18 protein-coding genes are annotated in these 22,982 nt (G+C 68.0%); 13 read left to right on the top strand and 5 right to left on the bottom strand.

Going from position 1 to position 22,982, the window contains the following annotated elements; all coding sequences use genetic code 11:
* Window positions 1–90: 90 nt before the first annotated feature.
* Window positions 91–5,916, top strand: a complete 5,826-nt coding sequence (locus tag ABD210_RS27250) for an Ig-like domain-containing protein (protein ID WP_344115144.1) — start codon at window positions 91–93, stop codon at window positions 5,914–5,916.
* An 86-nt stretch (window positions 5,917–6,002) separates the two neighbouring features.
* On the opposite strand, the gene ABD210_RS27245 is transcribed toward ABD210_RS27250, so the two are convergent.
* The 4 genes from ABD210_RS27245 to ABD210_RS27230 form a co-directional block, all read right to left on the bottom strand.
* Window positions 6,003–6,527: a GNAT family N-acetyltransferase gene (locus ABD210_RS27245; protein WP_344115142.1), complete on the bottom strand. Its 525-nt coding sequence runs from the start codon at window positions 6,525–6,527 to the stop codon at window positions 6,003–6,005.
* Window positions 6,528–6,650: 123 nt separating this feature from the next.
* Window positions 6,651–7,565 (bottom strand): RNA polymerase sigma factor SigJ, encoded by a 915-nt coding sequence (gene sigJ / locus ABD210_RS27240; protein WP_344115140.1) that lies wholly within the window; start codon window positions 7,563–7,565, stop codon window positions 6,651–6,653.
* Window positions 7,562–7,723: a carboxymuconolactone decarboxylase family protein gene (locus ABD210_RS27235; protein ID WP_344115138.1), complete on the bottom strand. Its 162-nt coding sequence runs from the start codon at window positions 7,721–7,723 to the stop codon at window positions 7,562–7,564. Before ABD210_RS27235 ends, sigJ begins: the two co-directional genes overlap by 4 nt.
* A 76-nt stretch (window positions 7,724–7,799) precedes the next feature.
* Window positions 7,800–8,183, bottom strand: coding sequence for a hypothetical protein (locus tag ABD210_RS27230; protein WP_344115137.1), 384 nt, complete (start codon window positions 8,181–8,183; stop codon window positions 7,800–7,802).
* Window positions 8,184–8,783: 600 nt separating this feature from the next.
* Here ABD210_RS27230 and ABD210_RS27225 point away from each other — a divergent pair.
* The 10 genes from ABD210_RS27225 to ABD210_RS27180 all read left to right on the top strand — a co-directional run bounded on the left by ABD210_RS27225 (window position 8,784) and on the right by ABD210_RS27180 (window position 18,828).
* The gene (locus ABD210_RS27225) at window positions 8,784–9,308 is read left to right on the top strand and encodes a hypothetical protein (RefSeq protein ID WP_344115136.1); all 525 of its coding nucleotides are present in this window, start codon (window positions 8,784–8,786) and stop codon (window positions 9,306–9,308) included.
* Window positions 9,309–9,456: 148 nt separating this feature from the next.
* Window positions 9,457–10,488, top strand: a complete 1,032-nt coding sequence (gene argC, locus ABD210_RS27220; RefSeq protein WP_344115134.1) for an N-acetyl-gamma-glutamyl-phosphate reductase — start codon at window positions 9,457–9,459, stop codon at window positions 10,486–10,488.
* Window positions 10,485–11,699 carry a bifunctional glutamate N-acetyltransferase/amino-acid acetyltransferase ArgJ gene (gene argJ, locus ABD210_RS27215; RefSeq protein WP_344115133.1) on the top strand — a complete coding sequence of 405 codons (1,215 nt, stop codon included), beginning with the start codon at window positions 10,485–10,487 and terminating at the stop codon, window positions 11,697–11,699. The genes argC and argJ overlap by 4 nt, the downstream gene beginning before the upstream one ends.
* Entirely contained in the window at window positions 11,696–12,673 is a 978-nt protein-coding gene (argB, locus tag ABD210_RS27210; protein WP_344115132.1) for an acetylglutamate kinase, read from the top strand. The genes argJ and argB overlap by 4 nt, the downstream gene beginning before the upstream one ends.
* Complete coding sequence (locus ABD210_RS27205; protein WP_344115130.1) at window positions 12,670–13,926, top strand: acetylornithine transaminase; 1,257 nt, start codon at window positions 12,670–12,672, stop codon at window positions 13,924–13,926. Before argB ends, ABD210_RS27205 begins: the two co-directional genes overlap by 4 nt.
* A complete protein-coding gene (gene argF, locus ABD210_RS27200) occupies window positions 13,923–14,855 on the top strand; it encodes an ornithine carbamoyltransferase (RefSeq protein ID WP_344115128.1) in 933 nt (310 codons plus the stop codon). The genes ABD210_RS27205 and argF overlap by 4 nt, the downstream gene beginning before the upstream one ends.
* Entirely contained in the window at window positions 14,852–15,391 is a 540-nt protein-coding gene (locus ABD210_RS27195) for an arginine repressor (protein ID WP_344115126.1), read from the top strand. Before argF ends, ABD210_RS27195 begins: the two co-directional genes overlap by 4 nt.
* Window positions 15,388–16,596, top strand: a complete 1,209-nt coding sequence (locus ABD210_RS27190; RefSeq protein ID WP_344115125.1) for an argininosuccinate synthase — start codon at window positions 15,388–15,390, stop codon at window positions 16,594–16,596. Before ABD210_RS27195 ends, ABD210_RS27190 begins: the two co-directional genes overlap by 4 nt.
* Window positions 16,597–16,666: 70 nt before the next feature.
* Complete coding sequence (argH, locus tag ABD210_RS27185; protein WP_344115123.1) at window positions 16,667–18,103, top strand: argininosuccinate lyase; 1,437 nt, start codon at window positions 16,667–16,669, stop codon at window positions 18,101–18,103.
* 47 nt (window positions 18,104–18,150) lie between these two features.
* Window positions 18,151–18,828 (top strand): DNA-3-methyladenine glycosylase, encoded by a 678-nt coding sequence (locus ABD210_RS27180; protein WP_344115121.1) that lies wholly within the window; start codon window positions 18,151–18,153, stop codon window positions 18,826–18,828.
* Window positions 18,829–18,902: 74 nt separating this feature from the next.
* On the opposite strand, the gene ABD210_RS27175 is transcribed toward ABD210_RS27180, so the two are convergent.
* The gene (locus ABD210_RS27175; protein WP_344115119.1) at window positions 18,903–19,862 is read right to left on the bottom strand and encodes an LLM class flavin-dependent oxidoreductase; all 960 of its coding nucleotides are present in this window, start codon (window positions 19,860–19,862) and stop codon (window positions 18,903–18,905) included.
* Window positions 19,863–19,938: 76 nt separating this feature from the next.
* Here ABD210_RS27175 and ABD210_RS27170 point away from each other — a divergent pair, with 76 nt between their 5' ends.
* Both ABD210_RS27170 and tyrS read left to right on the top strand, forming a co-directional pair.
* Window positions 19,939–20,976, top strand: coding sequence for an App1 family protein phosphatidate phosphatase (locus tag ABD210_RS27170; protein ID WP_344115117.1), 1,038 nt, complete (start codon window positions 19,939–19,941; stop codon window positions 20,974–20,976).
* Window positions 20,977–21,037: 61 nt separating this feature from the next.
* Complete coding sequence (gene tyrS, locus ABD210_RS27165) at window positions 21,038–22,342, top strand: tyrosine--tRNA ligase (protein WP_344115116.1); 1,305 nt, start codon at window positions 21,038–21,040, stop codon at window positions 22,340–22,342.
* Window positions 22,343–22,982: the final 640 nt, after the last annotated feature.

Genomic DNA, 22,982 nt, shown 5'->3' with positions numbered 1-22,982 from the left:
ACGTAGGGTCAGCGTGGAGCGTTAGCTCTACGCTGGCCCGCCCGCCCCGTGGCCGACCTGTGCGGCAACGTGTGACTAGGGGCGGTGGGAATGGCGGGGAGGCGGTTCGGCCGGCGATTCGCTGTGGCCTTCCTGGTCTGCCTTCTCGGCCTCAGCCCGTTAGCAGCCGGTGCCTACCAGGTGCCCTCGGCGCCCTTCGGCCAAGGCGCCACCGCTACCGCTACCGCCACGATGCCAGGTTCAGGCCTGACCCAGACCATCTCGGCGAGCGGCCAGACCGAGTTGCTCGACGCAACGACCGCGGGAGTGCGCGGGACCACCGGCAGCACCTACTCGCCGGCCATCGCCAAGACCACGCCCGCTCAGGACATCGTCGTGAACACCGGCACCTGCGCGTCGACCGGGAGTTGCGGAAGTCGCGGCTCGGTGGTCGTCGCGTTCTCCCAGCCGGTCCGTGACCCGATCCTGCACTTCGCGGGCATCGGCGGTGCGGCCACCCAGACCGTGAACGGCCGGCCCAGCGCGCAGTCAGAGTTGCACGCGATCCTCAAGCTCACCACGGCCGGTCTGAGTCTCGGCAAGGTCGGCCAGGGCAACAACCTCGCCGTCACGACCGACACGATCACCGCGGCGAACCCCGATGCCGGACCGAACTGCATCAACACCAAGACCGGCACCGGACCGAATGCGGGCGCCACCGCCGCCTGCGGTTCGGTCCAGGTCAACGGCGTGGTGAAGTCCGTCGCCTTCGACCTCACCGCGGCCTTCACCAAGAACGCGACCCTTCCGGCTTTCAATACCCCGACCTCCGGAGATGTCTTCTCGGTCGTCGCATCGGTGGGCGAGGACTTCGGTGACGCACCCGCTTCCTACGGCGCGGCGTGGTCAGTCCTCAGCGATGTCCGGCTGGGCAAGGACGCCTCCGAAGACAACGCGATTGTCGCCAACGGCACCACCGGCCCGACCTCGCCGGATCAAGCCGACGACGGTGTGACCTTCAAACCGCTGCTCACCAGAGCAAAGACGTACTCCGCGTCGGTCGCCCTCACCGCTACGTCGAAGGCCGGCCGGGTCTGCGCGTGGATCGACCTGGACAAGAGCGGCAGCTTCGAGCCGGGCGAGCGCGCGTGTGCCACCTTCGCGGCTGGGCAGAGCACCGTGACCCTCAACTGGGCGAACCTCCAGGGCCTCACGGCAGGAACGTCGTACGCGCGGGTGCGGGTCGGGTACACGCCCGCGCAGGTCGAGAAGCCGACGGGTGCGGCGGATTCGGGTGAGGTCGAGGACTACCCGTTCATCATCGCGCCGCCGCCCCCGCCGGTCGCGGTGAACGACACGGCGACGACCGCGTTCGACACCGGCGTGACTACTGACGTGCTCGGCAACGACAGACCGGGCGATCCGGCCACGCCGCTCGAGCCCGACTCGCTCTGCCTGCTCGACGGCGACAACTGCAGGCAGATGGTCAACATCGTCGGCGAGGGCAAGTACGTGGTCACCGCGGAGAACGAGATCGACTTCGACCCGGTGCCGGGATTCGTCGGCAAGGGCCAACCGGTCACCTATCGCGTTGCCGACAGCAACGGGATCACCGCCAAGGCGACGCTCACGATCACGGTCGCGCTGCCGGCGCGACCGGTGGCCACCCCGGACACCGCGACCACTCCGCAGAACGTCAGTACTGCGCTCAGCGTGCTCGCCAACGACAAGGCCGCTCCGGGCGTGACGCTCGACCCGGCCTCCGTCGTACTGCGGGATCCGGCTGACGCCAGGTTCAAGAAGTCCGTGGTGGTCCCGGACGAGGGTACGTACACCGCGAGGTCGAACGGACTTGTCGACTTGGTCCCGCTGCCGCGGTTCACCGGTGTGGCCACGACCCTTGGCTACCGGGTCACCGACAGCACCGGGCAGTTCGCCGAGTCCAACCTCGCCGTGACGGTGACCCCGGTGACTCCGAAGGCGGTCGGCGATTCTGTGGCCACACCGTTCAACACGAACGTGGTCGTCCCGGTCCTCGACAACGACCTGCCGGGTTCGCCGGACGCCCCGCTGAACCCGGACAGCCTGAAACTGGTCGATCCCGCCGGTCAGCTCGTCGCCAAGTTGATCATCGCTCGTCAGGGTTCGTACGAGGTTACCGAGGGCAAGGTGACCTTCCAGCCGGTGGCAGGATTCCAAGGCACCACCACCGCGGTCAGCTACCAAGTGCTTGACAAGAACGGCACTGCCGCACGCGCTCAACTGACCGTCTCGGTGGACGCGCCCGGGCCGCCGGTCGCCAACCCTGACACGGCGACCACCTTGCAGGGCCAGGCGGTGTTCGTCGCCGTACTCGACAACGACAAGCCAGGCCCAACCGGCTCTCCGCTGGATCCAGGCACTGTCCGGCTGATCCCGCCGGTCAAGAGCGAGCCTGTGACGACGCTGGTGGTCGCCGGTCAGGGCCGGTACAGCGCGAAGCCGGACGGCCGGATCCTGTTCGAGCCGCTGCCTACCTTCAGCGGCAAGGCGACACCGGTGACGTACCTCGTTGCGGACGGCAACGACGCGATCGGTATGTCGACTCTCGAGGCGGAGGTGACCCGGGTCCAGCCGGACGCGACGGACGATACCGTGACCACGGCGTACGACACCGACGTCACCGTTGCCGTCGTGGCGAACGACACGGCGGGCGATCCGGCGGTGCCGTTGGTGCCGGGAAGCGTACGGCTGATCGACCCGCAGACGCAGCAGCCGACTCCCCGCGTGACTGTCGCGGAGCAGGGGATCTTCGTGGCGCAGCCCGACGGCACTGTCGACTTCGATCCGCTGCCGCCGTACACGGGCCAGGTGACGCCCCTGACCTACACGGTCTCGGACGTCAACGGCACCACCGCGAAGGCGACGCTGACGATCACCGTGGCGAAGCCGCCGGTGCCTGAGGCGAAGCCCGACACAGCGACCGTCAAGCAAGGTCTACCGGTCACGCTCGACCCGCTGGCCAATGACGGGGCCGGGCTGGACCCGCTCAGCCTGGCCTTGATCGACCCGGCGGACGGCTCGCCGAAGAAGACAGTCGAGATCGCGGGCGAGGGCAGCTACCGGGTGAACGCGGCAGCCGCCGGGCTGAGTTCCTCGGGCGGCGCCGTCACCTTCAACCCGCTGCCGACCTTCACCGGTACTGCGACCGCCGTGACGTATCGGGCCACTGACAAGTTCGACCAGGTGGCCCGATCGACGATCACGATCAGCGTCACGCCGATCGAGCCGACGGCGACAGAGGACCACGCGGTCACACCGTTCGACACGATGGTCAAGCTGAACGTGCTCGCCAATGACATGGCCGGCGACCCGAGCGCGCCGTTGGTGCCGGGATCATTGCGCCTGAAGGATCCCGCCGACGGGCTGTTGAAGACCAAGGTGACGATCGATCGCGAAGGCGTCTACACGGCAGCGGCCGGTCTGGTGACCTTCGACCCCGCGCCGACCTTCACCGGTTCGACCGCCGACCTGTCCTACCAAGTTGCCGATGGCAACGGGACCACTGCTTCCTCGGTGCTGAGGATCACCGTCGGTGCGCCGCCCGTCGCCCGTCCCGACGAGGCATCGACGTTGCAGGGCATCACAGTGACGGTGAATGTCCTCTCGAACGATTCGCCGGGCACCGATGCGAAGCTCGATCCGACCTCAGTGGTGCTGCGTGATCCGGGTACGAGAGGGGACGGCTTCAGCAAGACCGTCACCGTCGCGGGCCAAGGTACCTACACCGTGCAGCCCGGTGGAGCCGTCGTTTTCGGTCCGCTGCCGTCGTTCCACGGGGCGGCCCGGCCGATCACGTATCGCGTGGCCGACTCGAACAAGAGCACCGCGACCGCGCCCCTCGGAATGAGCGTCACCCAGGTCGTGCCGTTCACCGTCGACGACTCGGCGATCACCCTCTTCAACCAGCCGATCACCGTGAAGGTGCTGGCCAACGACAAACCGGGCGATCCGACTGTGCCGCTGGTGCCGGGCAGCCTGCTGCTGAAGGACCCGGTCGACTCGACCTTCAAGAAGACCGTGACCAAGGCCGGGGAAGGCCGCTACGCCGTGGACCCGGACGGCTCGATCACCTTCACTCCGGCCAAAGACTTCCGGGGCGCGACCAGCCCAACGGCGTACCGGGTGAGCGACGCCAACGGAACCACCGCGGACGGCCTGCTGTTCCTGACCGTCGGCAAGGGCCCCGAGGCGAAGCCGGACACCAGTACTACGAAGCAGAACCGCGACGTCACGGTGGATCCGCTGGGCAACGACGAGGCGGGCACCGGAGCCGAGTTGGTGAGGACCTCGGTTCGGGTCTTCAACGGGCGCAGTTGGGTCACGGGACTTTCCATTGCCGGCCAGGGGAAGTACCAGGTCGACGCAGTGACGGGGAAGATCACCTTCGACCCCGTGCCGTCGTTCAGCGGGCCGAGTTCGGTCGCCTACCAGGTCGCGGACTCGGCCGGGAACAAGGCAACCTCGACCTTCACGGTGCTGGTGATGCCGATCGTGCCCGATGCGGTGGACGACACGGCATCCACGGCCTTCGGTGCCGCGGTGACTGTGCTGGTCCTGGCGAACGACAAGCCGGGGGATCCGAGCGCGCCGCTGGTGCCGACCAGTGTGCGGGTGATCGACCCGGCGACGGGTGATGCGGTGGCGAGCCTGGGGGTACCCGGGCAGGGGACCTTCACCGTTCAACCGGACGGCGGAGTCCGGCTGATGCCGGAGGCGGCATTCACCGGTGCGACCACGCCGGTGACCTATCAGGTGAGCGATGCCAACGGGAGCTCCGCGACGGCGACGCTGATCGTGACCGTGGGGTCGAAGCCGGTGGCCTTGCCGGATCTGGCGCGGACGAAGCAACACCTCGCCGTGACGTTCGACCCGTTGGCGAACGACGAACCCGGGGCAGGCGCCTCGCTCGATCCGGCGACGCTGTTGCTGGTCGATGCTCGGCGCGACCTCGTCGGCAGTGTCACCGTGCCGGGGCAGGGGACCTACACCGTTGCCAATGGCAAGATCACCTTCGCTCCGGTGGCAGGATTCACCGGCACGACGCGACCCACGGCGTACGAGGTGAAGGACAGCAACCGGAACGCGGCGCGCTCCACCGTCGCAGTGATGGTGGCCCCCGTCCGACCCGATGCGGTCGATGACGTGGCGACCACTGCGTTCGGTGCCGCGGTGACCGTGGCAGTGCTCGCGAATGACAGCGCCGGTGATGCATCCGCGCCGCTGGTCCCGTCGTCGGTCGTGCTCCGCGACCCGGCCGATGGGAAGGACAAGACTTCGGTGACAATCCAGGGCGAGGGGACTTTCGTGGCCTGGCCGGACGGCACCGTCGGATACACCCCGGTGAAGGGTTTCGCCGGTACCGCCAGATCGCTCACCTACCGGGTGCGCGACGCGAACGGGACGTCGGACACGGCCCGCCTGGAGATCACTGTGCGTGGTCCCAGCGGGGCGAAGGCCATCCCGGACAGTGGTACCGGCAGTCCCGGCAACCCGGTGGTCGTGAACCCGCTGCTCAACGATGCCGCGACCCAGGGCGCGGTCTGGGAGCCGGGCAGTGTCTGCCTGGTGACCGGACCGGCCACCTGTGGGAAGCGGGTGGCCGTACCGGCCGTCGGAACCTGGACGGTCGGTACCGACGGGACGATCAGGCTCGTTCCGGAGCGGGACTTCATCGGTACGGCGAAGCAGGCGTACCGGGTCGCTGACACGAACGGCGTGACGGTGGACTCGCAGGTGAAGGTGACCGTCGGGGCCCAGCCGGCCACGCAGGTCCAGGTGGGCAAGACCGACCTGCCGGACACCGGCGGCCCCTCGGTCCTGTTCCTCACGCTGGGCGGACTGCTGGCCGCACTGGGTGCCACGCTGACGGCAATAGCCCGCCGGGCCCGCCGATAGTGGGTGCTCCAATTGCCGCTCAACACCTTGAACCGGTCGCGTCTTACTTGGTCGCGATGCTCTGATCGATGGAGACGGCTTGCCCCTCAGCGGGTGAGATCGGTGACCAGCATGATCTCGTCGCGGTAGTCATCCGGCGCGACCCGGACCGCCCGGGGGTGGCGCCCGACGACGCGGTAGCCGAGTGGCTCGTAGAACTTCTCCAGGTTGCCGCCGTCGCGGATCGTCAGCATCAGCTGCTCCAGACCGAGGTCGACGGCTGACTGCCTCAGACCGCTCATCAGCTGCCTGCCCGCACCGCCGCCCTGGTACTTCGGGTGGACCATCACCCGGAGCACGGTCCGCCAGTGCGGGTTCAACGCACTGTCCTTGCCGACCAGCAGGCCCATCCCGACGTACCGCTCGCCGTTGTGCAGCACCCCGAGCAGATCCTTGCCCCCGGCAACACGTTCGAGCGCCAGGTCGAGCGTGTCCGCGACCAGATGCACCGGCGCCGGCGCGGTGAACCCCACACTCCCACCCGCATCGGTGGCCGCGATCCACGTATCCAGCAGATCCGCCCGCAACCCGGCGTCGAACACCCCGTCCGGATCCACCACGACGTACTCCATGCGCCCTCCCAGATGCGACTCAGTTGCAGGAAGCCTACCCGCTGCCGGGTGTCCCGGACCTGCGCCACTCACCAAACCCCTGCCGGGGCCGGTGCTGCCGCGCTGCTGAGCGGGGGAGCTGGGTCAGGAGCCGGGTTGGTGAGTGTTGGCGGTCCGGGGTGGGATGGCGGTGAGCTTGTCGGGGTTGCGGATCACGTAGATCTCGTAGATCCGGCCGTCCTCGTCGAGCTCCAGGTAGCCGACGGTGTCGACCTCGTCGCCGGAGTACGCGATGAACGCTTGCTCGCCGTTGAGTTCGGCCAGTTGGGTTTCGAAACCGGCGGCCCCCGGTCCGGTGGCGTTGCCGATGATCCAGCGGGCGATCTTCTCCGCGCCATGCAATGGGCGGAGTGCCGCCTGGCGCTTGCCGCCACCGTCGCTGACGAGCACGACATCCGGCGCGAGCAGCGATACCACCTGGTCGAAGTCCCCGGACCACGCGGCTGCCAGGAACTGGCTCGTCACTTCGGTGTGCCGTGCCTTGTCGACCTGGTGCCGGGGTTGGCGCGCGTGCACGTGCTCGCGCGCCCGGTGCGCCAGTTGCCGTACTGCGGACTCCGACCGGCCGAGGGTACCCGCGATCTCGCTGAACGGCAGGTCGAAGACCTCGCGCAACACGAACGTGGCGCGCTCCAACGGCGACAGCGTCTCGAGTACCACGAGCATCGCCATCGAGACCGAGTCCGCCACCTCCGCGACCGCGGCCGGATCCTCCTCAGCCGGGGTGGACGCGAGAGGCTCGGGCAACCAAGGTCCGACGTACTGCTCGCGCCTGGACTTCTGCTGCCGCAACCGGTTCAGCGCGAGCCGGGTGGTGATCCGGATCAGGTACGCCCGCACATCCCGGACCTCGGCGCGATCAGCCGCGGCCCACCGCAACCAGGTCTCCTGGACGACGTCCTCGGCGTCGACCACACTCCCGGCCACCCGGTACGCCGCCCCCACGAGCACCGGCCGATGCTCGTCGAACTCCGCCGCCAACTCCTCCTCGGGATTCACGCCGGCCTCCGCTCGGGTGTAGCCGTCATCGCCTCGGCGTAGTCCGTCACCGCGTGCTCCAGATCCGTGTAGACGTCGCTGCTGCGCCACTCTGGCACAGCCTGCGGGTTGATCGGGTCGACGCCGCGGTGGTGGCAACCCCAGTAGCCGAAGTCCATTCGTCCGCCTCCTTCAGTCACTCCTCCGGACACGCGGACCACCGCCGGTTGTGACATGACGCCCGTCACAGCCGCGTCAGCGCGAGCCGAGCGCGAGGTAGGCCAGAACGAGGGCGATGCCGGCGGCAGTGGTGAAGAAGCCGGTCGTGCCGGTGGCGAATGAACTCAGCTTCAAGCGATTCAGCAAGGCTGTCACCGCCAGGCCGAGGATGAGTTGTGCCAGCAGGATGTACAAGCCGAAGATCCAGCCGAGGAAGAGCAGCAGTTCCCGGTCGCTGAAGCACCAGTCCCCGCTATCGCAGCCGAACGGCTGTTGGTCGGACGCCAGCGCCACTGCAACCCCGAAGACGACCAGCGAGGCCGCGATCCAGCCGAGGAACACGACAACGCTGTTCGAGGTCCTGAGCTGGTCTTGATCCCTGTACCGCTCTGCACGCTTGGCTGACTTATCGGTATCCATGCCTCTAACCTGGCGGCCGGCGGCGCCTTCCGCCTGAGTGAATCTACTGATCTTCTCGCGTTACGGCGGCGGGGTCCTCAGGGCGATGCTGGGCGGGAGAGCCGGGGCGCCGGGCGGGACTGTGCGACCGGGTTCCGCACGCGTTACACCGGCAGCGTTCTCGTAACATCGAATTAGTCCGGATGGCATGCTTGCGAAACTGGCTCTCGATCAACTATCAATGGCTGAATTGTGTTGAACGAGAGTACCCACCGCGATCAAATCCACGGTGGGCTTTCCCGGCGAAAGGAATCAACGCATCGAATCACGACTGTTTCGACGTCGCGGTGAAATCCGGTTTCCCGCCGACGTGAGAGCGAGGGCCGCCGACCAGGCCTGACCTGGTACGTCTTGCGTGGTCAGCGGCCCACGCGATGTCACAGCTGTCCTGAACCTCATTGATCAACGGTGCCCGAGTGTGCATTCGTACGCCGTTGGTCGACCAGGGCATGGCCGCAACGCCCCCAAAATAACACAATCCTGGCGGCGTGCAGCCTTCGCCCGATCTCTTCCGGCCCAATCCGGGCCGGGTGACTCGAAGAATCAACGAAGGGAATTGTCATGCCGCCAATCACGGTCATTTTCGTGGTCTCGGGGCTTGCTGTCTGGATGAATGGACTGGCCTTTCTCGGGCTCGGGTCCAAGCGTGCCGAAGGGGCACCGGATCCGTTGGCCACGGTCGGCTGGATCACCCTGGTCGCCGGCGTCGTGGACCTGCTGCAGGCAGCGGTGATCATCGGGACCGTTCCGCCCGCCACCGGTGTTCCGCTCGGGGGGCTGGTCACCTTCTACGGAACCTTCTTCACCGGCCTCGGAGTCTCCCTGGTCAAGGGCCTGGATCTCCGTCCGATCGGGAACCTCGCCGTCGCCGTGGCCATCGTGCCGCTGTTCTGGTGGAAGTTCTTCGACGGCAGTTGGATGTTCCAGTCGATCCTCGTCGTGTGGGTGATCGCGTTCCTCGCAGTGGCCGCGACCACCTACGGCAAGCTCCCCGGCAAGGTGCTCGGCGCCATCCTTACCCTGACCGCCGTCTACACCTTCCTCGTCCCCGCTGCCTTGCTGGCCCTCGGGAAGTCCATCCCCTAACCGGCCCCCGAGGCGCGTCGGAGTCCCTGCCGGCCCTCCGGCGCGCCTCGGCTGTCGGCAGTCCGAACCCTGTGGATAACGTGGAGGTGATGCTGTTCGGCGGCAGTGCTCGTTGGATATTCTTTCAGGGTGTGACATACTCATTCATATGAGCCTGAAGGTTGCGGTGGCTGGGGCCAGCGGATACGCCGGGGGAGAACTGCTCCGGTTGTTGTCCGGTCATCCCGGGGTGGAGGTCGGCACGCTGACGGCCGGCGGCAACGCCGGTACGACGCTGGGCGAGCACCACCCGCACCTCGTCCCGCTGGCCGGGCGCACTCTGGTCGAGACCTCGGCCGAGAACCTCGCCGGCCACGACGTGGTGTTCCTCGCCCTCCCGCACGGACAGTCCGCCGCCATCGCCGAGCAACTCGGGGATGACGTCACCGTGATCGACTGCGGCGCGGACTTCCGGCTGATCGAGGCCGAGGCGTGGGTGGAGTTCTACGGCGGCAAGCACGCCGGCCACTGGCCGTACGGTCTGCCCGAGCTGCCCGGCCAGCGGGAGAAGCTCCGCGGCGCGAACCGAGTCGCAGTACCGGGGTGTTACCCCACCGTGTCCACCCTTGCCCTGCTCCCCGCCGTACAAAGTGGTCTCGTCGATCCCGGCCAACTGGTGGTGGTCGCGGTCAGCGGGACGTCCGGGGCGGGCAAGGGTCCCAAGACGCACCTGATGGGCGCCGAGGTGATGGGCTCGGCGACCGCGTACGGCGTGGGCGGCGTGCACCGGCACACGCCGGAGATCGAGCAGAACCTCAGCCTCGTCACCGACGAAACAGTCAGTGCATCCTTCACGCCGGTGCTCGCGCCGATGGCCCGGGGGATCCTGGCCACCTGCAGCGCGCCGATCACCGAAGGCACCACGATCGAGGCCTTGCGACAGGCGTATCTCGACGCCTACAGCGACGAGCCCTTCGTGCACGTGCTGCCCGAGGGCCAGTGGCCCCAAACACAGGCGACGCTCGGCGCCAACACCGTGCAGCTGCAGGTCGCTCTCGACCAGCGCGTCGGCCGCGCCGTGATCGTGGCCGCCATGGACAACCTCACCAAGGGCACCGCCGGCGCCGCCGTGCAGTGCATGAACCTGGCCACCGGTCTCGACGAGACCCTGGCCCTTCCCCTCGTAGGAGTAGCACCATGACAATCCGGGGGACCGTCGCAGTCAACCCGGACACCCAGGTCGATCGGAGCGCCGGAGTGACCGCGCCGGCCGGCTTCCGTGCGGCCGGGGTGATCGCCGGGATCAAGCCGGCCGGCAAGCCGGACCTCACCGTCGTCGTCAACGACGGCCCGTACTACGGAGCAGCGGGCGTCTTCACCACGAACAAGGTGAAGGCGGCTCCCGTGCTGTGGTCGCAGCAGGTCCTCACGGCCGGCAAGCTGAAGGCGGTCCTGCTGAACTCGGGCGGCGCCAACGCCTGCACCGGGCCGGAGGGTTTCCAGGACACGCACAAGTCCGCCGAGAAGCTCGCCGAGGTGCTCGGTGCCGGCGCCGCCGAGATCGGCGTGTGCTCGACCGGGCTGATCGGTGAGCGGCTTCCGATGGACAAGCTGATTCCCGGCATCGACGCGGCGGTGGCTGCGCTGGGCGCCACCGCCGACCACAGTCTCCAAGCCGCGACCGCGGTGATGACCACGGACAACGTCCCGAAGCAGGCGGTGCTCACGCATCCGGACGGCTGGAGCATCGGCGGATTCGCCAAGGGTTCGGGCATGTGCGCGCCGAACATGGCGACCATGCTCAGCGTCATCACCACCGACGCCGTGCTCGACCAGCCCCACCTCGACCACGCGCTGCGGAACGCGGTCGGCAAGACCTTCAACCGGCTCGACGTCGACGGGGGCACGTCGACCAACGACACCGTGCTGCTGCTCAGCTCGGGCGCCTCGGGAATCACCGTCGCGGCGGATGCCTTCGAGGAGGCGCTGACCGCGCTGGCCGCGGACCTCGTCAAGCAGTTGCAGGCGGATGCCGAGGGTGTCACCAAGCACGTCAGCATCACCGTGCGGAACGCGGCCAGCGAGGCCGAGGCAGTCGCCGCCGCGAAGGTGGTCGCGGAGGACAACCTCTGCAAGACCGCCTTCTTCGCCTCCGATCCGAACTGGGGACGGATCGCGATGGCCGTCGGCAACGCGCCTACCGCCTTCGACCCGGCACTGCTCGACATCACCCTCAACGGCGCCGCGATCTGCGTTGCCGGCGGCAAGGGTGTCGACCGGTCCGAGGCCGACCTGAGTGGTCCGGAGATCGAGGTCGTGATCGACCTGCACGCTGGTTCCGCCAGCGCGACCGTGCTCACGACGGACCTGTCGCACGCGTACGTCGAAGAGAACTCGGCCTACTCCTCATGACCACGACAAGCCCCCGGCCGACCAACATGACGACGAACCCCACGACTGACACCACCACCAGCCTCGGGACCAGCCCCACGACGGGCCTCGGGACGACGGCCGGCCAGGCGAGCGCGGTCGAGAAGGCCGCGGTCCTCACCGAGGCGCTGCCCTGGCTGAAGGAGTTCCACGGCAAGACGATCGTGGTGAAGTACGGCGGCAACGCGATGGTGGACGACGAGCTCAAGCGGGCGTTCGCCTCCGACATCGTGTTCCTCCGGCACTGCGGCGTGCGGGTCGTCGTCGTCCACGGCGGCGGTCCCCAGATCAGCGCCATGCTCGCGCGGCTGGGCATCGACAGCGAGTTCCGCGGCGGCCTGCGGGTCACCACGCCCGAGACGATGGATGTCGTCGGCATGGTCCTGGTCGGCAAGGTCGGCCGGGAGCTGGTCGGCCTGCTGAACGCACACGGCCCGTTCGCGGTCGGCATGTCCGGTGAGGACGCGGGCCTGTTCACCGCTGAGCGGCGCGGCGCGATGATCGACGGCGAGTCGGTGGACATCGGCCTCGTCGGTGACGTCGTCGAGGTCCGGCCCGAAGCGGTGATCGACCTGATCGACGCCGGCCGGATCCCGGTCGTGTCGACGATCGCGCCCGACGAGGACGGCCTGGCGCACAACGTGAACGCCGACACCGCTGCCTCCGCGCTGGCGGTCGCCCTGGGCGCGGAGAAGCTCGTAGTACTGACCGATGTGGCCGGGTTGTACCGCGACTGGCCCGAGAGCGACGAGATCATCACCCAGATCGACGCGGCCGAGCTCGCCGAGCTGCTGCCGTCGCTGGCGTCCGGGATGGTGCCGAAGATGGAGGCCTGCCTGCGGGCGGTCCAGTCCGGCGTCTCGCGGGCGACCGTGATCGACGGCCGGGTGCCGCACTCGCTGCTGCTGGAGATCTTCACCGACGCCGGAAGTGGAACCCAGGTGATTCCGTCATGACCGAACTGCTCACCGTCGATGGCACCGGAGCCGCGCTCACCGAGCGGTACACCAATGCCCTGATGAACACCTTCGGCCCGCCGAAGCGGGTGCTGGTCCGCGGCGAGGGTGCCTACCTGTGGGACGCCGACGGGCGGAAGTACCTCGACCTGCTCGGCGGGCTGGCGGTGAACTCACTCGGGCACGCGCACCCGTTCGTGGTGTCCGCGGTGACGAGTCAGCTCGCGACCCTGGGGCACGTATCGAACTTCTTCGCCTCCGCACCACAGATCGCGCTCGCCGAGAAGCTGCTCTCGCTCTTCGATGCCGAGGGCCGTGACAGTGGCCGTGACACTGGCCGGGACACTGGCCGTGACACTGGCAAGGTGTTCTTCACCAACTCCGGCACCGAGGCGAACGAGGCCGCCTTCAAGATCACCCGCAAGACCGGCCGGACCAAGATCGTCTCCACCATCGGCGCGTTCCACGGCCGCTCGATGGGCGCGCTCGCCATCACCTGGAAGCCCGCCTACCGGGAGGAGTTCGCGCCACTGCCAGGCGACGTCACCTTCGTCCCGTACGGCGATGCGGCCGCGCTCGCCGCCGCGGTGGATGACCAGACGGCGGCGGTGGTTCTCGAACCGATCCAGGGCGAGAACGGCGTCGTCGTACCGCCGGACGGCTACCTGCGGGCGGCTCGGCAGATCACCTCGGAGCACGGCGCGCTGCTGTGGATCGACGAGATCCAGACCGGTGTCGGCCGGACGGGCGACTGGTTCGCCTTCCAGGCCGAGGGGATCACTCCGGACATCGTGACGGTGGCGAAGGGCCTCGGTGCGGGGATCCCGATCGGCGCGTGTCTCGGGTTCGGCCCGGCTGCCGAGCTGTTGCAGCCGGGGAACCACGGGACCACCTTCGGGGGCAACCCGGTCGCGGCGATCGCCGGTCTCGCAGTACTGACGGTGATCGAGCGGGACGGCCTGCTCGCCAATGTGAATGCCATCGGCAACCAGCTGGTGTCGGCGATCGAGGCGCTGGACCACCCGCTGATCTCCGGTGTCCGGGGGCGCGGCCTGCTGCTCGCGATCCAGCTGACCAAGCCGGTCTCCGACCAGGTGACCGCGAAGGCGCTGGAGGCGGGGTTCGTCATCAACAACCCGATTCCGGACGCCATTCGCTTGGCACCGCCGTACATCCTGAGCAAGGCTGATGCCGACAGTTTCGTCGCCGCCCTTCCCGGGCTGCTCGACGCAATCAACCTGGAGGCCCCGTGACCAGGCACTTCCTGCGGGACGACGACCTCAGTCCGGTCGAGCAGGACGAGGTCCTGACGCTGGCCCAGCAGCTGGCCGGCGACCGGTTCGGGCACAAGCCGCTGGCCGGGCCGCAGACCGTCGCCGTGATCTTTGACAAGACCTCGACCCGGACCCGGATCTCGTTCGCGGTCGGCATCTCCGAGCTCGGCGGCGTACCGCTGATCATCGACGCGCAGACCTCGCAGCTCGGCCGCGGCGAGCCGATCGCCGACACCGCTCGCGTGCTGGACCGGATGGTCGGCGCGATCGTTTGGCGGACCTCCGGGCAGACCCGGATCGAGGAGATGGCCGGGGCCGCGCAGGTGCCGGTGATCAACGCGCTGACCGACGAGTTCCACCCTTGCCAGATCCTGGCCGACCTGCTGACCGTGCGGCAACACAAGGGGTCGACCGCTGGCTTGAAGCTGGTCTACCTCGGCGACGGCGCCAACAACATGGCGCACTCCTACCTCCTCGGCGGCGCGACGGCTGGGATGCATGTGGTCGTCGGATCGCCTGCCGACTACCAGCCGGATCCGGTTGTGCTGGCCAAGGCTGCCGAGATCGGCGCTGCCACTGGTGGCTCCGCATCGTGGACCGAGGACGCTTTGGAGGCGATCGCTGGTGCGGATGTCGTTGCCACCGACACCTGGGTCTCGATGGGCCAGGAGTTCGAGGCGGAGTTGCGCGAGGCGCCCTTCGTTCCGTATGCGGTGACCGAGCAACTGATGTCCAAGGCAGACGCCGACGCGATCGTGCTGCACTGCCTGCCCGCCTACCGGGGCAAGGAGATCGAGGCCGCGGTGATCGACGGCCCGCAGTCAGTCGTCTGGGACGAGGCGGAGAACCGGCTGCACGCGCAGAAGGCGCTGCTGTCCTGGCTGCTGGCGAGGAACTTCAGCTCATGATGATCGCCGTACCGACCACGAAGACCGCGCGACAGCAGCGCATCGTCGACCTGCTCGGCCGGCAGCCGGTGCGCTCCCAGACGGAGCTCGCCGACCTGCTGGCCGCCGCCGGCCTCGTCGTCGGTCAGGCCACCTTGTCCCGCGACCTGGTGGAGATCGGTGCGGTGAAGGTCCGCGACTCGGCCGGCCAACTCGTGTACGCAGTACCAGGTGAAGGCGGCGACCGTACGCCGCGCGCGGGTGAGGCGGCGGCCTTCGAGGCCAGGCTCGCCCGGGTCGCCTCCGAACTGCTCGTCTCGGCGGAGGGGAGCGCCAACCTGGTGATCCTGCGAACACCGCCGGGTGCGGCCCAGTACTTCGCGTCGGCGATCGACCACGTGGGACTGGACGACATACTCGGCACCATCGCCGGCGACGACACCGTGATGGTGGTGTCGCGGGACCCGGCCGGGGGAGAGTCGCTGGCGGCCCGGTTCCTCCAGCTCGCGGCCCGCAACGACTTCAGGCAGGACCACCAGCAGGGAGAACCAAAGTGACGGACCGGATCGTTCTCGCCTACTCCGGTGGGCTGGACACCTCTGTGGCTATCCGTTGGCTCGGCGAGGAGACCGGCGCGGAGGTCGTTGCCGTCGCCATCGATCTCGGACAGTACGGCGGCGAGGCCTCCGGTGATATGGAGGTGGTCCGCCAGCGCGCGCTCGACTGCGGAGCGGTCGAGTCCATCGTGGTCGAGGCCAAGGACGAGTTCGCCGAGGGCTTCTGCCTGCCCGCGCTGAAGGCCAACGCGCTCTACATGGACCGCTATCCGTTGGTCAGCGCCCTGTCGCGGCCGTTGATCGTGAAGCACCTTGCCGAGGCCGCCAAGATGCACGGCGCGACCATCGTCAGCCACGGCTGCACCGGCAAGGGCAACGACCAGGTCCGGTTCGAGGTCGGGATCGGCGCGCTGGCCCCTGCGCTCAAGGTGATCGCGCCCGTACGCGACTACGCGTGGACCCGCGAGAAGGCGATCCGGTACGCCGAGGAGCGGAACCTGCCGATCGACGTGAACAAGAAGTCGCCGTACTCGATCGACCAGAACGTCTGGGGTCGCGCGGTCGAGACCGGTTTCCTCGAGGACATCTGGAACGGCCCGATCGAGGACGTCTACTCCTACACCTCCGACCCGTCGCAGCCGCGCGAGGCCGATGAGGTCATCATCAGCTTCGAGGCCGGCACCCCGGTCGCCATCGACGGCCAGAAGGTCACCGTGCTGGAGGCGATCCAGCAGCTGAACAAGCGGGCCGGCGCCCAGGGCATCGGCCGGCTCGACATGGTCGAGGACCGGCTGGTCGGCATCAAGAGCCGCGAGATCTACGAGGCGCCGGGCGCGATCGCGCTGATCACCGCGCACCAGGAGCTCGAGAGCGTCACCGTCGAGCGGGATCTCGCCCGGTACAAGCGAGGCGTCGACCAGCGCTGGGGCGAGCTCGCGTACGACGGCCTGTGGTACTCGCCGCTGAAGAAGGCACTGGACGCCTTCATCGAGGAAGCCCAGCGCCCCGTGACCGGCGACGTCCGGATGACGCTGCACGCAGGCAGGGCAGTCCCGACCGGTCGCCGCTCCGACCACGGCCTCTACGACTTCAACCTAGCCACGTACGACGAGGGCGACGAGTTCGACCAGTCCCTGGCCAAGGGCTTCGTAGACCTTTGGGGCCTCCCCTCCAAGATCGCCGCAAAACGCGACGCCCACCTGTGACGCGCGCTCTGCTCGAACCGGGGCCGGCGGTTAGTGCTGACGTGGCGATGCTGATTGAGAGGATGACGGTGTGACTGGGCACTCAGGACAGGGAAGCAAGGGCGAGAGCGCGGCACTCTGGGGTGGGCGGTTCGCGGGCGGTCCGGCGGATGCATTGGCGGCGCTGAGTAAGTCGACGCACTTCGACTGGCGACTGGCGCCCTACGACATCGCCGGCTCCAAGGCGCACGCGAAGGTCCTGCACCGCGCCGGCCTCCTCACCGACGACGACCTCACCAAGATGCTCGAGGGCCTCGACAGCCTCCTGGCCGACGTCCTCGCAGGCACCTTCCTCCCCGCCGAGGACGACGAGGACGTGCACACCGCACTCGAGCGCGGCCTCCTCGACCGGCTGGGAGCCGAGCTCGGCGGCCGACTCCGCGCCGGCCGGTCCCGGAACGACCAGGTCGCCACCTTGTTCAAGAGCTTCCTGCGCGACCACGGCCGGATCATCGCTCGCCTGGTGCTCGACCAGGTGAACACCATCGCCGACCGGGCCGAGCAGCACCTGGGCGTCGCGATGCCCGGCCGGACCCACCTCCAGCACGCCCAGCCGGTACTTCTCTCGCATCACCTGCTGGCGCACGCCTGGCCGTTGGTCCGCGATCTCGACCGGCTGGCCGAATGGGACAACCGCGTCGCCGCGGACTCGCCGTACGGGTCGGGTGCTCTTGCCGGTTCGTCGCTGGGCCTCGACCCGCAGTTCGTCGCGACCGAGCTCGGCTTCACGAACTCCTCGCCGAACTCGATCGACGGCACCGCCGCGCGCGATTTCGTGGCGGAGTTCGCGTTCATCACCGCGCAGATCGGCGTCGACGTGTCCCGGCAGGCCGAGGAAGTGATCATCTGGGCGACCAAGGAGTTCGGCTTCGTCGAGCTGGACGATGCGTTCTCGACCGGGTCGAGCATCATGCCGCAGAAGAAGAACCCGGACATCGCCGAGCTCGCCCGCGGCAAGTCGGGTCGGCTGATCGGCAACCTGACCGGGCTGCTGGCGACGCTGAAGGCTCAGCCGCTCGCGTACAACCGGGACCTGCAGGAGGACAAGGAGCCGGTCTTCGACTCCGTCGACACCCTCGAGGTGCTGCTGCCGGCGTTCACCGGCATGATCCGCACCCTGCGGTTCAACACCGAGCGGCTGCAGGAGCTCGCGCCGCAGGGGTTCTCGCTGGCGACGGACATCGCCGAGTGGCTGGTGAGGCAGAAGGTCCCGTTCCGCGTCGCGCACGAACTCGCCGGCGCCTGCGTCCAGGCCTGCGAGAAGCGCGGCATCGAGCTCTGGGACCTCTCCGACTCCGACCTTGCGGCGATCTCCCCGTTCCTCACCCCCGATGTCCGCTCGGTCCTCAGCGTCGAAGGCTCTATCGCCTCCCGCAACGGCCGCGGCGGCACCGCAACCCCCCGAGTAGCCGAACAACTGACCGAACTCCGCAGCCGCGCAGCCACCCACGCCACCCGCCTTGCCTAGTCCTGCGGCCGCTGTTCTCGTTTGACTCCTCGCTTAGAGTTCCCGGCATGCCTGTACGCCGTGCGCTCCTGGCTGAGCCGGTTCTCGAAGTCGCGCCGAGGTTGCTCGGGATGGTCCTGCGCAGCTCGACCGACGAGGGCACGGTGGCGGTCCGTCTCACCGAGGTCGAGGCGTACGACGGACCCACTGACCCCGGTTCACACGCCTATCGGGGTCAGACCGCGCGCAACGCCGTGATGTTCGGCCCGTCCGGGCACCTCTACGTCTACTTCACCTACGGCATGCACTTCTGCATGAACATCAGCGCGGGCCCCGACGGCCAACCCTCAGCGGTCCTCCTCCGCGCGGGCGAAGTCATCGAAGGCGCCGAGCTGGCCCGAGCCCGCCGCGGGAACATGGTTGGCCGGAGCCAGGCCGCGAGTTTGAACGGCCGCGGCAGCGGGAGCAGTGAGCGGACGATCGCCGATCGGGATCTGGCCCGCGGACCGGCTCGGTTGTGCGTTGCTCTCGGCGTCGACCGCGAGTCCAACGGCGCCGACCTCTTGGATCGGGGGTCCCCGATCCAACTACTCTCCGGCCCCGGCTTCGACGGCATCCCCTCAACCGGCCCGCGAGTGGGCCTCCGCGAAGCAGCCGACCGCCCCTGGCGCTTCTGGATCCCCGGCGACCCAACCGTCTCGCCGTACCGCCCCCACATCCCCAAACGCCGCCCCACCACCCCGTAACACCCCCACCTCGTTGCGTCCGAACAGCCGCGGGGCCGACCCCGCAGTTGTTCGGACGCAACGAGGTCGGGACCTCAGCGGTTGGCTAGTTCGAGGACCTGGTCGAGTTGGGGAAGGCCGTGTTCTACCTCAGGGTCGGGGAAGAGGCCGATGTGGTGCACGCCGGCGGCTTCGAGCGCGTCCAGGTGCGCGGCTGCGTCGTCGATGGTGCCGATCGGCCCGATCTCTGCCCACCACTCCTGCGGCATGCTGATGAGCCCGGGCAGGCCCGACTCGTCGTACCGGCTGATCAGGTCGTCGTAGAAAGGCACTGTCAGCAGGGCGGGGTTCTTCTGCTCGAGCTGCCCGGCGAGCCACGGCGCTGTCCACTCGTACGCCGCTTTGCGGTCGCTTCGCACGCAGAACGCGCTGAAGACCGCCATGACGAATCCCTCAGGTGACCCTGCCTGCTCGAACGCGGCGCGCACATAGGACGGGGTAGCCGGCTCCGCGAGCACCACGCCACCAGCGACGCGACCGGCGAGCGCCATGGACTTCGGACCGCGGACGCCCAGCAGGATCGGCGGCGCTTCGGCCGGCGGCGCATCCAGCTTCACATCGCGCAGGGAGACATACTTGCCGTCCATCGTCACGTTCTCACCAGCGAGCAGCCGGTTGACCGCGACGGTCACCTCTTCCAAGGCGGTCAACGGCGACTTCGGCCGGACGCCCATCTGGTCCATCCACTCCTGCACGCCGTGGCCGATCCCCGGCAGAAACCGCCCGGGCGCCAGCGCGTCCAGGGTGGCGAACTCCATCGCGGTGACAGCGGCGGTCCGGACCACGGCAGGCACGATGCCGAGACCGACAGTCAGGCGCTCCGTGACACTCAACGCGGCGGAGACCAGTGACGGCCCGGCCGTGAAGAAGCAGTCCTCGATCACCCACAGTTCGTCGGCGCCACCGCCCTCCAGACGACGGGCGACATCCTTCACCAGGGCGGCGGGATAGGTGCGCGGGAAGCACATCCCGAGAGCAGCAGAGGTCCGAGTCATATCGAGACCGTAAAGGTCGCCGCCGACAGTCTGGCGAACAGGCGTACGGAACCGTCGGACGGGTAGGTTTCCTGACATGGCCCGTCCGCACTACTCCTCCCGGCTGGAGGACTGGTTCAATGCCGGCGTGCAGGCGATCCTGCGCCGCCGCGGCTGGCGCGAACGGATCATCCCCCACGTCGGCTACGGCACCCAGGAGTTCACCAGGGTGCTGGCCCGCGTCGTCCTCAGCCGCGACCCACGCAACCAGCCCCGGTACGACGAGGACCAGGTGGTCCGCGGCTGGAAGGTCTTCGTGACGGCCCCCGCGACCGGAGTACAGGTGTCTGTGACGGTGGCCGGGCAGACCTTCGAGGCGGTCACGGACCGGGGCGGGTTCGTCGACCTGTCCGTGCCGGTCGTGCTGGCGCCGGGCTGGCACGAGATCAGCCTGGGCGTGCGCGGCGAGCGCCAGGCGCGTGGCAAGGTCTTCGTGCCGGACCCGGACGCGACTTTCGGACTGGTCAGCGACATCGACGACACGGTGATGCTGACGATGCTGCCGCGTCCGATGATCGCCGCTTGGAACACCTTCGTCCGCGACGAGTCCGCGCGACGGGTGGTGCCAGGCATGGCCGAGATGTACTCGGAGTTGCTGGCCGACCATCCGGGTGCGCCGATCTTCTACCTGTCGACGGGAGCCTGGAACACGGCACCGACGCTGACCAGGTTCCTCGCGCGCCACGGCTATCCGGCCGGCCCGATGCTGCTGACTGACTGGGGGCCGACGAACACCGGCTGGTTCCGAAGTGGTCGCGAGCACAAGCGCACTGCGCTGCGACGACTGGCGACGGAGTTCCCCAATGTGCGGTGGGTCCTGCTAGGCGACGACGGCCAGCACGACCCGCAGCTGTACGGCGACTTCGCCCAGACGGATCCCGACCACGTGCGAGCCATCGGCATCCGCCAGCTGACCCCTGCAGAGCAGGTGCTGTCACACGGTCTGCCGGTGCCCAACCCGGACCCGGGTGCACACGATCCACATCGACCGACTGCCGCCACGGTGCACGGCCCGGACGGGCACGCGCTGGTAGCTCAGCTCCGCGCGGTCCTGTCCCGCCCTGAGGCCACCTGACGCCCTCTGGGGAGCTACTGGCACGCTTGTGGTTGATCCGACGTACACGAGGAGAGACCAAGTGACCGACAGCGGGACCGCAAGCCGCACCCAGGTGCTCGACGACCTGGACAGCCGTGGCCTGATCGCGCATTCCACCGATCCCGATGCTCTGCGAGCCGCGATGGCGGCCGGCCCGATCACCTCGTACGTCGGCTTCGACCCGACCGCGCCGAGTCTCCACATGGGCAACCTGCTGCAGCTTCTGACCCTGCGGCGGCTGCAGTTGGCCGGCCACAACCCGATCGGCCTGGTCGGTGGAGCCACTGGCCTGATCGGTGATCCCAAGGAGTCGTCCGAGCGGGTGCTGAACCCCAAGGACGTCGTGCAGCAGTGGGTGGAGCGTGTCCAGAGCCAAGTGGAGCGGTTCGTGGACTTCGACAAGTCCCTGCCGAACCCCGCGCGAATAGTCAACAACTACGACTGGACCAAGGACCTCAACACGCTCGACTTCCTCCGGGACATCGGCAAGCACTTCCCGGTGAACCGGATGCTCGGCCGCGAGGTGGTGAAGGCCCGGCTCGAGCAGGGAATCAGCTACACAGAGTTCAGCTATGTGCTGCTGCAGTCGCTGGACTACCTGGAGCTGTACCGGCGGTACGGGTGCACGCTGCAGACAGGTGGCAGCGACCAGTGGGGCAACCTCACGGCGGGGGTCGAGCTGATCCGGCGTACCGAGTCCGGCAAGGCACACGCGTTGGCGACGCCGCTGGTGACCAAGGCGGACGGGACCAAGTTCGGCAAGACCGAGTCGGGGACCGTCTGGCTGGACCGGGAGCTGACTTCGCCGTACGCGTTCTACCAGTTCTGGTTCAACACCGATGACCGTGACGTGATGCAGCTGGTGCGCTTCTATACGTTCCGCTCGGCTGAGGAGATCGCTGAGCTCGAGAAGGCAACCTCGGAGCGCCCGTACGCGCGGGAGGCCCAACGAGTCCTCGCCGAGGACGTGACGACGCTGGTGCACGGTGAGGAGGAGACCCGACGCGTCCAGGAGGCGTCGAGGGCCCTCTTCGGCCAGGGGGAACTGGCAGCGCTCAACGGCGAAACGCTGGTAGCCGCGCTACGAGAAGCACCGCATGTAGAGCTCGCGGCCGGCGAGCCGATGCCGACGTACGGCGACCTCCTGGTGAAGGCCGGGCTGGTAGCCAGCAAGTCGGCCGCGCGGAGGACTGTCGCGGAGGGCGGGGGATACCTGAACAACGCGAAGGTCAGCGACCCCGAGTACGTGCCTGGCGCGGACGACCTGCTGCCCGGCGGTGCGCTCGTACTCCGGCGTGGGAAGCGTTCGTTTGCAGGGGTTCTGGCCTCGCCGGCCAAAGGATGAGCTGGTTGTCCGTGGTGGGTCGACCTATCCCACAAAGTCGATGCCGCGGGCAAATTACACCCCTGTGATTCAGCCCACCGGGAACCGATTTGACCGCCACCTGCAAGCCACGTAATGTTCTTCTTGTTGGAGCGAGTGCGGGACGCGAAAGCGGCCGGACGCTCCAAACCCCCCAAAGGCTAACGCAGCCGAAACGCGCCTCCGGGCTCGGGTCGGCAGTTCAGACGCGGGGTGGAGGGTCAGAAAGTCGAGCTTGACTCGGTTGATCTGATCCGGTAGAGTAACGCAGGTTGCCCCGGAGTCCTGGCTGGGAAGCTACGGACGCGGTGTGCGCCCGATTCTTGAGAACTCAACAGCGTGCCGAAAGTCAATGCCGAAATATGCATTAACCCCGTTCACGGGTCTCGGTGTAAGTGGGTCTAGTGGCCTCTTCGAGGTTGGTAGATCTGGTTCATCGTTGATTCGTGTCGGAATTCCTTTGTAATTTTTCTGGATTCAAGTCAGTTTGATTTGTTTCTGATTGCATCGGATCGTTTTTCGTTAGTCTGTTATCCACGCTTCGGTGTGGTTGACATATAGATTTCAACGGAGAGTTTGATCCTGGCTCAGGACGAACGCTGGCGGCGTGCTTAACACATGC

This window comes from Kribbella alba (assembly GCF_039529635.1).
Classification (GTDB): domain Bacteria; phylum Actinomycetota; class Actinomycetes; order Propionibacteriales; family Kribbellaceae; genus Kribbella; species Kribbella alba.
The sequence above is the reverse complement of the archived record's forward strand: the minus strand, read 5'-3'. Positions and strand labels throughout refer to the sequence as shown.

What these genes read in the sequence shown, in the direction of transcription:
- ABD210_RS27250 (WP_344115144.1), top strand. Translation starts at nt 91, where the DNA reads ATGGCGGGGAGGCGGTTCGGCCGGCGATTCGCTGTGGCCTTCCTGGTC.
- ABD210_RS27245 (WP_344115142.1), bottom strand. Translation starts at nt 6,527, where the DNA reads ATGGAGTACGTCGTGGTGGATCCGGACGGGGTGTTCGACGCCGGGTTG.
- ABD210_RS27235 (WP_344115138.1), bottom strand. Translation starts at nt 7,723, where the DNA reads ATGGACTTCGGCTACTGGGGTTGCCACCACCGCGGCGTCGACCCGATC.
- ABD210_RS27230 (WP_344115137.1), bottom strand. Translation starts at nt 8,183, where the DNA reads ATGGATACCGATAAGTCAGCCAAGCGTGCAGAGCGGTACAGGGATCAA.
- ABD210_RS27225 (WP_344115136.1), top strand. Translation starts at nt 8,784, where the DNA reads ATGCCGCCAATCACGGTCATTTTCGTGGTCTCGGGGCTTGCTGTCTGG.
- argC (WP_344115134.1), top strand. Translation starts at nt 9,457, where the DNA reads ATGAGCCTGAAGGTTGCGGTGGCTGGGGCCAGCGGATACGCCGGGGGA.
- argJ (WP_344115133.1), top strand. Translation starts at nt 10,485, where the DNA reads ATGACAATCCGGGGGACCGTCGCAGTCAACCCGGACACCCAGGTCGAT.
- argB (WP_344115132.1), top strand. Translation starts at nt 11,696, where the DNA reads ATGACCACGACAAGCCCCCGGCCGACCAACATGACGACGAACCCCACG.
- ABD210_RS27205 (WP_344115130.1), top strand. Translation starts at nt 12,670, where the DNA reads ATGACCGAACTGCTCACCGTCGATGGCACCGGAGCCGCGCTCACCGAG.
- ABD210_RS27195 (WP_344115126.1), top strand. Translation starts at nt 14,852, where the DNA reads ATGATGATCGCCGTACCGACCACGAAGACCGCGCGACAGCAGCGCATC.
- ABD210_RS27180 (WP_344115121.1), top strand. Translation starts at nt 18,151, where the DNA reads ATGCCTGTACGCCGTGCGCTCCTGGCTGAGCCGGTTCTCGAAGTCGCG.
- ABD210_RS27175 (WP_344115119.1), bottom strand. Translation starts at nt 19,862, where the DNA reads ATGACTCGGACCTCTGCTGCTCTCGGGATGTGCTTCCCGCGCACCTAT.
- ABD210_RS27170 (WP_344115117.1), top strand. Translation starts at nt 19,939, where the DNA reads ATGGCCCGTCCGCACTACTCCTCCCGGCTGGAGGACTGGTTCAATGCC.